Origin of the sequence: Peptoanaerobacter stomatis, assembly GCF_000238095.2 — a bacterium.
GTDB classification, from domain to species: domain Bacteria; phylum Bacillota; class Clostridia; order Peptostreptococcales; family Filifactoraceae; genus Peptoanaerobacter; species Peptoanaerobacter stomatis_A.
Map to the genome: position 1 here is coordinate 957,757 of NZ_JH815225.1, position 12,320 is coordinate 970,076.

At 28.9% G+C, this 12,320-nt stretch carries 11 protein-coding genes; all 11 read right to left on the reverse strand.

Features of this window, described 5'->3' with window-relative positions; all coding sequences use genetic code 11:
- Positions 1–382: 382 nt before the first annotated feature.
- The 11 genes from HMPREF9630_RS04090 to rsfS all read right to left on the reverse strand — a co-directional run bounded on the left by HMPREF9630_RS04090 (position 383) and on the right by rsfS (position 12,221).
- Complete coding sequence (locus HMPREF9630_RS04090; RefSeq protein ID WP_009527274.1) at positions 383–832, reverse strand: MaoC family dehydratase; 450 nt, start codon at positions 830–832, stop codon at positions 383–385.
- A 393-nt stretch (positions 833–1,225) separates the two neighbouring features.
- A complete protein-coding gene (gene pheT / locus HMPREF9630_RS04095) occupies positions 1,226–3,601 on the reverse strand; it encodes a phenylalanine--tRNA ligase subunit beta (RefSeq protein WP_009527275.1) in 2,376 nt (791 codons plus the stop codon).
- 240 nt (positions 3,602–3,841) lie between these two features.
- Positions 3,842–4,861, reverse strand: a complete 1,020-nt coding sequence (pheS, locus tag HMPREF9630_RS04100; protein ID WP_009527276.1) for a phenylalanine--tRNA ligase subunit alpha — start codon at positions 4,859–4,861, stop codon at positions 3,842–3,844.
- 36 nt (positions 4,862–4,897) lie between these two features.
- Positions 4,898–5,659, reverse strand: a complete 762-nt coding sequence (locus tag HMPREF9630_RS04105) for a TrmH family RNA methyltransferase (protein ID WP_009527277.1) — start codon at positions 5,657–5,659, stop codon at positions 4,898–4,900.
- 38 nt (positions 5,660–5,697) lie between these two features.
- On the reverse strand, positions 5,698–6,633 hold the full coding sequence (gene trxB / locus HMPREF9630_RS04110) for a thioredoxin-disulfide reductase (protein ID WP_009527278.1): 936 nt from the start codon (positions 6,631–6,633) through the stop codon (positions 5,698–5,700).
- A 487-nt stretch (positions 6,634–7,120) separates the two neighbouring features.
- Positions 7,121–8,035 (reverse strand): YegS/Rv2252/BmrU family lipid kinase, encoded by a 915-nt coding sequence (locus HMPREF9630_RS04115; protein ID WP_009527279.1) that lies wholly within the window; start codon positions 8,033–8,035, stop codon positions 7,121–7,123.
- A gap of 160 nt (positions 8,036–8,195) precedes the next feature.
- The gene (locus tag HMPREF9630_RS04120; protein WP_009527280.1) at positions 8,196–8,552 is read right to left on the reverse strand and encodes a type II toxin-antitoxin system PemK/MazF family toxin; all 357 of its coding nucleotides are present in this window, start codon (positions 8,550–8,552) and stop codon (positions 8,196–8,198) included.
- An 18-nt stretch (positions 8,553–8,570) separates the two neighbouring features.
- Positions 8,571–9,686, reverse strand: a complete 1,116-nt coding sequence (gene alr / locus HMPREF9630_RS04125) for an alanine racemase (RefSeq protein ID WP_009527281.1) — start codon at positions 9,684–9,686, stop codon at positions 8,571–8,573.
- 251 nt (positions 9,687–9,937) lie between these two features.
- Positions 9,938–10,543: a hypothetical protein gene (locus HMPREF9630_RS04130; RefSeq protein WP_009527282.1), complete on the reverse strand. Its 606-nt coding sequence runs from the start codon at positions 10,541–10,543 to the stop codon at positions 9,938–9,940.
- A 223-nt stretch (positions 10,544–10,766) separates the two neighbouring features.
- Complete coding sequence (locus HMPREF9630_RS04135) at positions 10,767–11,858, reverse strand: GGDEF domain-containing protein (protein WP_009527283.1); 1,092 nt, start codon at positions 11,856–11,858, stop codon at positions 10,767–10,769.
- A 15-nt stretch (positions 11,859–11,873) separates the two neighbouring features.
- The gene (rsfS, locus tag HMPREF9630_RS04140; RefSeq protein WP_009527284.1) at positions 11,874–12,221 is read right to left on the reverse strand and encodes a ribosome silencing factor; all 348 of its coding nucleotides are present in this window, start codon (positions 12,219–12,221) and stop codon (positions 11,874–11,876) included.
- Positions 12,222–12,320 lie beyond the last annotated feature (99 nt).

The window sequence follows — 12,320 nt, forward strand, 5'->3', positions numbered from 1 at the left end:
AATAATATTATAAATTTAAAAATTTATATGCGATAAGTTAAGCCTTATAATCAAACGCTTTCATAAATACTATTATATAATTATTTTTTTTAAAAAGCAATACCAATTTTTATTTAATTTACAGCCTTATACTAAAACTAAATAGAACTATGGAAAATATAGTATTGTGTAAATTTAATAAAAATATAACACTATTTATAGCTTTTTCATATAAATTATCTATTATTCTATTAGGGATTAGTATTATATTAAATCCTGCTTAAATTAATATATGCTCAAATTGTTTTGCTAGCGGAATTGAAAATATTTGTGCAAAAATACCCTAAGCAAAATATATTTGAGCATTATATAAAAAAACATTTATTTTATTAATGATAGTATTTTATTTGGTTGCCATTACAGTTGCCTCTCCATCTATTACAAGCTCGCCTCTTTGGTTTACAACAGTAGTTTTCATATATGCTATTTTTTTCTCCGGTACTACTTTAGTTATTTCTCCTGTAGCTATTATAGTATCTCCTATTTTCACAGGTAATAGAAACTTAAGAGTTTGCCCCAAATATATGGCATCCGCTCCCGGAATGCACATACCTACTAAAGTTGAAAAAAATGACGCTGTAAGCATACCATGAGCAATTCTGGTTTTAAATCTCGTATTCTTTGCATATTCTTCATTAACATGAAGTGGATTGATATCTCCTATAATACCTGCATAAGTATATATGTCTGACTCCGTTATAGTTTTTGAAACACTTTTTTTCATACCTACATGGATTTCATCTATACTGTATCCACTCATATTTAAGCTGTTATCATCAATTAAAGGATTCATATTTATACCTCCACTCTTTTAAATCAGAAAACATTTACCATATTTATTTTATACTATTTTTATTTTATTTACAATAATTTTTAGGCATTTTCTTTATATTTATAAATTATAGATATAATAAATGTTTTTAAGAATTTATTATCTAAGTAAATTTAAGTATAATCAAAGCAGAAATATTATATATACATTATAGCGAAATCTTATAGAATAATAGAAAAACATAATAATTAATTCTTCTGGTAGACTATTTATATTAATGTTATATAATTATACGAGTTGTCCATAATTTTATTAGAAAATAGTATTAAACTAGTATCAACCTAATATAATATTAACAAAGAAAAAAATCAGGAGAAATACAAGTAATCTTATTTTCTCCTGATTCTTTAATTATTACATTCTTAAATATGCGTCAAATTTTTCTTTTAATTTATTTATTATATTTTCTTGGACAGGGTTTACTTCTTCATCTGTAAGCGTTCTGTCTTTTCCTCTGTATATTATTGAGTATGCCATTGATTTCTTGCCTTTTTCCACTTGTGAACCTGAGTATATATCAAATAATTCTATGCTTTCAACTATGTCGTTTGAATTTTGTTCTATGAGGTCTTGTATGTCGTTGCAAAGCACTTTTTCATCTATAACGAAGGCTATATCTCTTTTAATGGCAGGGAATTTTGATACATTTTTAGCTAATTTCACGTCAAATTTGCTCTCAAATAAGATATCAAAATCTATTACAAACATATATACTCTCTTTTTTATGTCGTAATTGTCCAATATAATCGGGTGTAACTCTCCTATATAGCCTATCACATTATCTTTTACAAATATTTTTGCACATCTTTGAGTATGAAAAAGCTCGTTTGTATTTTCAATTTCGTATCTTCTTTCAAAAATCCCCAAATTTTCAAAAGCACCTTCAAGCATAGATTTCAAATCAAAGAAATCTGTTTTATCTCCATATACTGCCCCTACAAGTTGTTTCTTTTGTGTCGGCTCTATCTTATCTTCTTCTTTTATGAATATGTGTCCTATTTCAAAACCCGCAAAAAATTCATTTTTCCTGCTATAATTTCTTTTTACAACGTTCATCATAGACGGCACTAAAGTGGTTCTCATTATTGAAGTGTCTTCTCCAAGAGGATTTATTATCTTTAATAAATTTTGTTTAGGAAAATTTATCATATCAAGGTCTTTTTCACCTATAAATGAATATGTTATTACTTCTGTAAGTCCGTTAGACATTAATGCTGTCTTGGCACTGTCTTCAAATCTTTTTTGAGGTGTTTTTTCTCCAAATGTTATTGTTGATGTTATATTTTTTGAGATTATATTGTTGTAGCCGTATATTCTTGCAACTTCTTCGAGTATATCATCACTCATATAGATGTCGTTCCTGTTAAACGGCACTTTCAAAATCAGCTCATCACCATTTCTTGATACTTCAAAAAACAGTTTTTCCAATATTTTTATTACTTGCTCTATTTCTATATCGTTTCCTAATTTTGCTATTATTTTTTTTGCATTTACTGTTATTTCTCTTTTTTCTATTTTTTCTTTTAATGTATCTTTTTGACCTTTTACTACTTTTCCCCAACCGTATTTATCTATAAAATAGCAAGCTCTTTCTATTGCAAGCTCAGGTCTTTGTATATCTATACCTTTTTCAAATCTACTTGATGAGTCTGTTCTAAGTCCTAATTTTTTTGATGTAAGTCTTACGCTGTCCTGTTCAAAATTTGCAGATTCAAATACTACTTCAGTTGTATTATCTGTTATCTCTGAGTTTTGTCCTCCCATCACTCCTGCTATTGCTATCGATTTTATTCCGTCTGTTATCATAAGCATAGAGCTGTCAAGCTGTCTTTCAACATCGTCCAAGGTAACAAACTTTTCACCGTCTTTTGCTCTTTTTACAACAATTCTATCTGTTTCGAGCATTTTTGCATCAAATGCATGCATTGGCTGACCATATTCAAGCATTACATAATTTGTTATGTCTACTATGTTGTTTATAGGTCTTACTCCTGCCTCTATCAATCTTCTTTGCATAAAATAAGGTGACGGCTCTATTTTTACATCTTTTATTTTTCTGAGCATATATCTTGGACAAAGCGCTTCATCTTCACAGCTTACTTCAAAATCAAATTCTTCATCTATTTCATTAAACTTATTTTCAGGAAGATTTATAGGTTTGTTTATAGTTGATGAAGTCTCAAGTGCTATGCCTATCATAGACATACAATCAGGTCTATTTGCTGTAAGCTCAAATTCTATTATGGCGTCTTTCAAATCTAAAGCCTCTCTTATATCTTGACCTATTTTCAAATCACTGTCCAAAATCCATATTCCGTTTTTAGATTTTTCGTCCATATATTTTTCTTCTACGTCCAATTCTTTGCAGGAGCATAACATTCCGTTTGATTCTACTCCTCTTAATTTGCCTTTTGTTATCTTTATTCCGCCAGGAAGTGTTGACTTATGTAATGCTACGGGCACTACATCTCCTACTGATACATTTTGTGCTCCTGTAACTATCTGCACCAATTCATCTTTTCCGACATCTATCTGTGTTACCTGTAATTTATCAGCATCAGGATGTTTCTCTATACTCATTATCTTGCCCACAACAACATTTGATATTTCTTCACCGAGATATTCTATCGTCTCTGCTTTTGTTCCTGTCATTGTAAGTGCATCAGCCAACTCTTTGGCACTTATATCTATATCTACATAATCTCTAATCCATTTTACCGGTACTCTCAAATTCAACCCTCCAAAAATATTACAGTCTTTTAATTTTATATCTTAATTATATGATTAAATAATTAAGATAAAACAACGAATCATTATAAATATTTGAATACTATACGTTATAAAACAACAGTCATTTTTACACAAATTTAAAAATTTATGAGAAAAATAAAAAATATCTATATTCTAAATCATAATTATAAAATTAGCAGACCATATTATTCTTAATTAAAATTTTTAAATAATATCTTTCTAAAATTGTTTCAAAAATCTCATATCATTTTCATACATATATCTTATATCTTCTATTTCATATTTCATCATAGTTATTCTATCTATTCCCATACCGAATGCAAAACCGCTGTATATTTCAGGGTCTATGTTGCAATTTCTAAGTACATTCGGATGCACCATACCTGCTCCAAGTATCTCTATAAATCCTTCACCTTTGCAAGTAGGACAACCATGACCTTTACATTTAAAGCAAAGTACATCCACTTCCGCACTCGGTTCTGTGAAAGGAAAGTTATGCGGTCTAAATTTTACTGTTATATCATCACCGAAAAATCTTCTTACAAACTCTTCCAATGTATATTTTAAATTTGCAAATGTAATTCCTTTATCTATAACCAAACCTTCAAGCTGATGAAACATAGGAGAATGCGTCGCATCAGGAGTATCACATCTGAAACATCTTCCAGGAGAAATCATTCTTATAGGCGGTTTTTGAGTTTTCATAGTTCTTATTTGCACTGTAGATGTCTGTGTTCTAAGCAATAAATCATTGTTCAGATAAAATGTATCTGTCATATCTCTTGACGGATGGTATTTAGGCGCATTAAGTGCATCAAAATTATTTTCTATTGTATCCACTTCAGGTCCTTCCACTACTGAAAATCCCATTGACATAAATGTGTCTTCCATTTGAGAAGTTACTGTAGACAGTGGATGAAGAGAACCTGTAAATCTTGGTTTAACCGGCATTGTTACATCTATGAACTCTGATTTTAATTTTTCTTCAAGTTCTATTTGCTTTAAAGCTTTTGCAAATTCTTCCAATCTCTTTTCAATTTCTTCTCTTACTTCGTTTGCAAGTTTTCCCATAAGAGGTCTTTCTTCGCTTGACAACTTACCCATTTGTTTAAGGATTGCCGTTAATTCACCTTTTTTTCCAAGATATTTAAGCCTTATATTTTCAAGGGATAATTTATCTCTTGATTTTTGCATTTCTTTGATGAATTCTTCCTTTATTTTTTGCAACTGCTCTTTCAAATTATTCCACTTCCTTATATTTTAAATTAATAAATTTTATTTTCTGGTCATCTCATATATCAACATTGCTGTTGCAACTGATACATTGAGAGACTGCGCATTACCTTGCATTGATATTTTTATCTTTTTGTCAGAAACTGACAACAGCTCATCGCTTATTCCGTTTGCCTCGTTACCTATTATAAGTGCTATTTTATCATCTGTAAAGGCATTTACACAATTAACGGCATTTTTCAGAGAGCTTGAGTACAGTTTATATCCTAAATCCTTAATCATTTGAACATCATCAAGCATAAACATATTCATAAAATATATGCTGCCCATCGTAGCCCTCACAACCTTTGGTGAAAAAAAATCCGCTGTACCCTTAATATAATATATGTCATTTATACCTTTCGCTTCTGCAGTTCTCAATATTGTTCCTATATTTCCCGGATCTTGTAATCTGTCCAATATAAGTATGTATTTACTGTTTAAAGGCTTGAAAAACTCCTTTTTTTCATATATTGCCATTATGCCTTGAGAGTTTACTGTATCCGATATAATATCGAATACAGCAGTTTTTACAAAAAATATATTTTCATCTCCAACTTTATCTCTTAAAGCTTCAAGCAATTTATCATTTACAAAATCTTCTCTAATCATTACAAATTTTATCATATAATCAGATTTCAAAGAAAGCTCGATATTTTTTACTCCTTCATCAAAAAAAAGATTATATTTTTCTCTATATTTTTTATTTTGTAAAGATTTTACAAGTTTTATATACTTGTTGTCATTTGATTGTATCATTTTCATATTTAAAAATAGCTTTCTTAAATTTAATAAATTTTTAATTAGAAACTTTCATCTATATAAGCACCTGCTTCAAGAGCTGCTATTGCACCGTCAGACGCAGCAGTTACGACTTGTCTGAAACGTTTTTGTCTGCAATCTCCAGCCACATACACTCCTTGTGCAAGCTTCATATCTTCGCCTGCTACAAAATACCCGTTAGAGTTCAATTTGAACTCTTTTGCAAATAAGCCGGTATTTGGCACATTACCTGTAAATACAAATACTCCAAGTATATTAAATTCATTTTGAGGTTTTATTTGCTCTGTATTTCCTGTTTTTAAATCCTTAATCACAATCTCGTTTACTAAGCCGTCACCTTTTATTTCATCTATGACGCAGCTCATTTTAAACTCTATTTTTTCATTATTTTTCGCTCTTTCTTGTAATATCTTAGACGCTCTGAATTCATCACGTCTGTGAATTACTGTAACTTTTGATGCGTATTTTGTCAAAAATATAGCCTCTTGCAAAGCTGTATCTCCTCCACCTACGACAAAAATCTCTATATCTTTGAAAAAAGGGCCGTCACAAGTAGCACAATATGATACTCCCTTTGATGCAAACTCATCTTCCCCTTTTACTCCCAATTTTCTCGGATTTGCACCAAGTGCCAATATAACAGCTTTTGCTTCAAATGTTTCTTCTTTTGTCTTGATGAGCTTCAATTTATTAGAAAAATCAAAATCTATTACTTCCTGACTTATAAATTCCGTACCGAATTTTTTCGCCTGCTCATACATTCTATCTATTATGGCTTGACCTGATTCATTCCCAAGAGAGCCCGGATAATTTTCCACATCCATAGTGTTAGATATTTGCCCTCCAAAAGTTGCTTTTTCCAAAACTAATGTCTTTAATTTTGCTCTTGATGTGTAGATTGCTGCTGTAAGTCCTGCTGAGCCTCCACCAACTATAATAATGTCATAGCTCTTCATAGTTTTCTTTCATTGATATGAAAATATCAACTATTCTCCCTTCTAAAATTTTTATTTTATTCTAAAACTTATACAATAAAAATAGATATAATCGTATCATATTCTATATAAAATTTTTAACTTTTTATATCATATAAATATTAATATTATACCATAATTTTACATAATATATTCTTTTTAATTCAAAAAATATATTATGTGTTTTTTACTATTGTTCTAAACTTTATTTAAATTAAGATATTTTCAGATATATTATACTAAAAGTTAATAAAATAATGGATATTTCTATTTTTAAGAATTTATTAGCTAAGTAAAATTAAATATACTTAAAATAAATAATTTATATAAATATATTCATTAATTAAGCATTTGCATTATATAATACTATTAATAACAGCATAACTTTTAATAATTGCACAAAAAAATACATATAGATAATTTATGTATAGTATTTTAGTCCAAAAATTATCTATATGTATTTTGATTTTTATTCCTCATAAGTGTTGCCTACTATAACGTTTATATAATTAGGTTTTACACTCAATTTTAATGGAAGTGACGGTCCTTTTTCTCCGTCTATACTTACCGCCAAACTCCTGTCCTCGCAGTCTATTTCAAATTCTGAAGATTTTATTATTTCTATTATGTTCGAATTTGTAAAGTCTTCTCCTTTTACCACTTTTACCAATAAGTTTGCCAAATCTACAGGATTTGCCTCTTTTACTATAATCATTTCAAATAAACCATCTTTTATATCCACGTTGTTGCCGAATAATCCACCTATATTTCCTACATTTGTTCCATTTAAGACCAGAACCATATATGCTTGTAATTCAACAGTTTTTTTATCTGATTTTATTATAAATTTATTAGTTTTTATATTAGGTAATTGCGTAAGTCCTTGAAGATGATAAGCAAATGGACCAAGCCACTCTTTTAAATCCGAGTTGGTTTCAAAAGATGTCTCTGCAAAAACTCCAATTGCAAGTGAAGATAAAAATATCTGACCTGTTTGTAAACAGCCTATATCTACCATTGCAGTTTTATATTTTGCAATTTCTTCTATCGTTTTATATACTCCTGACGGCATAGATATATTTGAAGCAAAATTATTACATGTTCCACTTCCTATTACAGCGTACGGCTTTGTTATATTGTTTTTTACTATTCTTCTTGCTATTGAATCTATTGTGCCGTCACCTCCGACTCCGATAATAAAATCATAATCCAAAGTGTTCAACAATTCGCTTAAAATATCATAAATTTCTTCTTCAAGTCTTATAACAGTCAAAATTATTTTATTTTTTATAAAGTGTTCGATTATCTTATCTAATTCTGTTGCTATATCTCTATTACCTGATAATGGGTTGTATATAAACAGTGCTTTTTTATAAGCTTTCATGGTTAGTACCTCGTTAAATTTGAAGTTCATACTAATCTCTAATTAAAATAATAGTATACTTAAATGTGTAAGTTATATTTTTATATGTATTGTAATAATTTTAGATTTATCACTCTAAATAGGTGTTAGTATTATTATGTATGTTTTTTTGTAATATGTATTAATTTAAAGATAAGCTTATTTTTAAAACTTGATCAACTCTTCCCATTGTATTTTCATCTGCTGTCCCTATAAACTCTCTTAATCTTATTTTGTCAATAGTTCGTATCTGCTCTAATAACATAACAGAGTCTTTTTCTAAGCCAAATTGTTTTGCACTTATCTCTATATGAGTGGGCAATTTGGCTTTATTCATTTTTGAAGTTATAGGTGCTACTATTATAGTTGGTGAGAATTTATTTCCTATGTTGTTTTGCACTACTATCACAGGCCTTATTCCACCTTGCTCTGAGCCTATAACCGGACTTAAATCCGCATAATATATATCGCCTCTCTTGACCACTTTATCAGATTTCATTACACACCTCCTTTCTAATTATTCTGCATGATATTCTCTTTTTACTCTCTTATGCACTGCACATATGGTTTCGTCTATTATTGTATTGGACAGTTTAGCTATGTAATATCCACTGCTGTTATCATATCCGAATATATATACTTTCTTGCCTATCTCTATATAATCGTCCAATCTTATCATCATCTGATCCATACACACATTACCTACTGCTGTACCTTTTTCTCCGTTTTCGAATAAAATTTGTACATCTTTGTTAGATAATGCTCTGCTTATTCCATCAGCGTAACCTATCGGTATAGTTGCTATCCATTCATCTTTTTCAAGTTTATACTTGGCACCGTAACTTACGGTTGTGCCTTTTTTGAGAAGTTTTATGTTGGATACGACACTTTCCAATCTCATAGCAGGTTTTAAATCAAGTGAAGGATTTTTTATATCGTTTAATGAATATCCATACATACCTATACCTAATCTTATCATATCCAAATCATATTTTACTGATTCAGACGCTGATGAATTTGCGATATGTTTAATGCCGAGATTTATACCTGATTTTTCTAAATTTATGCACATCTCGTTAAAATTATCAAACTGAATTTTATTAAACTCGTTTTTAACTTCATCCGCACACGCAAAGTGAGAAAAACAACCAACTATTTTTATGCCCGGCATATCATTAACAGCGCTTATTTCTGACACATAATCATCTTGCATCAAAAAGCCTATTCTTGACATACCTGTATCTAATTTTATGTGAACTTTAGCTGTAATTTTAAGCTCCTCGGCTTTTTTAGATATGATTTCAGCTATTTTAGTGTTGTATACTGTGAAATCCACATCATTTTTTATCAGATTTTCCACTTCTTCTTCAAACACATATCCAAGTATTATTATAGGTTTATATATTTTTGCAGCTCTTAATTCTATTGCTTCATCTCCTGTTGATACTGCAAAATAATCTATATATTCTTGTATATAATTTGCCACTTCAATGCTCCCATGTCCATAGGCATCTGCTTTTACGACTGCACATATCTTTGTTTTTTTATCTCTTATGTTTTTAAATTCATTTATGTTATGTAATATATTGTTTAAAAAAATTCTTGCTATTGCCCTATTAGATGAAAACTTCACCTTTGTTCATCTCCTGACGAATATAATTTAAAGTCAATTTTATCTTTACTTTTGAAAATTTTTATTTAGTGCTAAACATTTATAATTTGTTGTATACTTAGTATTTATAACGATAAATATAATATAAAAATATATTATCTCTACTTTTAAAATTATACAACAGTTTTTCCTATACTATATTAAAATTTTTCTCTAAATATACAAATTAGCCCCACAATATAATTGATAAGGCTAATCTCAATTTTAACAACTTATAACAAATGTTCATCAATTTTTTGAGTTTCTTTCGCTCCCATAAATCCATGAATAAAGCCATATGTCGAATCTATTCTATTTTGTAATTCATCTCTTTTTATGCGTTTATTTTCTAATTCTTTTCTTAATTGCTCTATATTTTTTAATATACTGTCCAACTCTTTTTCATCAGTTTTTATTGTGCTGTAACAACAACTTAAAGTTTCTCTTAAAAGCTGTAAATTATGTTCTTCTTTCAGTACCAACAACTCTTTTATGCTGTTTTCTCTTTTTTCTATCTCATCATTAAATTCCAATATTTTGTTTCTTGTTTCTTCCAGCTCTTTTTCTACTTTTGCATTACCATTGTTCAACTGATTTGATAAATATAATACATTTGAGACCAGCCTTGATTTTTCCTTATGTATGTTATTAGCTTCCAAGACTTGTGTTTTTTCGATTGTCATAACATCTCTAAGTGATTTAATCGTAGATTCCATTTGAGGTGTTCGTACATACTTGATCATATCATTAAATGGCTTGTACTCCAACAACATGGGTACTATTTTTTTTTCAAGTATTTCTTCAAAAAGTTTATCACTTTGACTTTTAAAAGCTTTCACACTACTTCCTTTCTTTCTTAATAAAATCAGTCTTAATAATTTTTTAACAACCTATTATTAAAAATTTAATTTTATAATTATATTATATGCTTATATCGTCAAATTTACAATATTTTTTTATAGTAATAAACAATATTTATTCCATAATTCAGAGTATAAATAGAAATTATTATCAAAAAAGACTATATTAATCAGAATAATTCAATATAGTCTTTAAATCTCATTATATTTCTTTGTAGACAACCTTATTTTTACCTGAGTGTTTCCCCTCATACAATAAATTGTCCGCTGTTTTTATTAACTCTTCGTATTTTATTTTGGAATCATATACTGCACATACCCCAAAAGTCATAGTTATAGATACGTTTACATCGTCAAACAAAAAATTTTGCTTGTATATTTTTTCTCTCAATTTATCTATTATGTTATATGCAAAGCCTTTTCTTACATTTTTCATGAGTATTAAAAATTCTTCTCCACCCCATCTGCATATTATGTCATCTTTTCTGAAATTCTGTTTGAAAATCATGCCTACTTTCGCAAGCACTATATCTCCGTTCGGATGTCCATATGTATCGTTTATTCTTTTAAAATCATCTATATCTGCAAATATCAAAACCAAGTTGTCCAATTTTCCACCGTTATAATCGTCTATGGCTTCATCCAACTGCTGTGTCATATAAAATTTTCTTACCAATCCTGTTAAAGCATCATATTCAGCTATCTTCTTGTATCTTTCTTTTTCTTCTACCAACTTCATATTTTCAAATTTATTTTTTATCTCAAAAAAACTGAGAGATGCATAATTCACTACATTTACAGAAAAGAAATATGAAAGGAAATTTAATATGTAAAAATCTATAACTGCCGGATCAAAATTCCATGCAAATTTTTTAGATATGAGCAATCTGAAAAATATAACAGCTTCCAAAAATATGACTAACATTTTGACAAATATGTTGTTATTCATCAAAAATACGTCTGTGGACATAAGAATCAAAAACAAAAGTTCAAAGCCGTATCCAAAGCCTATCTTCATAATTGCAAGCGTAGCAAACAGCATAACTTCTATATTCCACACTATTGTAAATTTATCAAGCTGTATTTTCTTCCTAAAAATAACCAAAAATAAGTAAAAAAATACACTGAATATATTATATTCGATTAGTGGTAATTTATTGTGTTTTATAAAAAAAATATGATAAACTATATGAACAACCAAAGAACCCATAGCTAATAAAACATAGGTTATATCTGTTCTGCATTTTTCATCTTTCTCATAGAATATTAAAAAAAATCTATCTTTTACACTCATACCTAATTTCCCTTACTATATCTCCTCAATATCTACAAATACAGCATCCTTCCAAAGCCTTTCTAAATTATAAAATTCTCTGTCTTCCGTCTTAAATATATGCACAACTATATCGTTATAATCTATTAATATCCATTTTGCACTACTCTTGCCTTCCACGGCTCTTGCTTCTACACCAAGTTTCGACATTTCATAATCCAATGCGTCTTCCAACGCTTTTACTTGTCTTTCACTTGGTGCAGATACTATTACAAAATAGTCTGTTATACTTGATATTCCATTTACATTCAAGACAACAATATCTTCGCCAAGTTTTTTATCCAATACCTCATAGATTTTTTTTATTTTTTCATTAGTAGTCATCTAATTAAGTTCTCCTTAAAAACTCATTTTTTATTTTTACACTATATTAATCTAATGATACACTTTAAACAATTATATGTCAAACTATTTTAAATATTC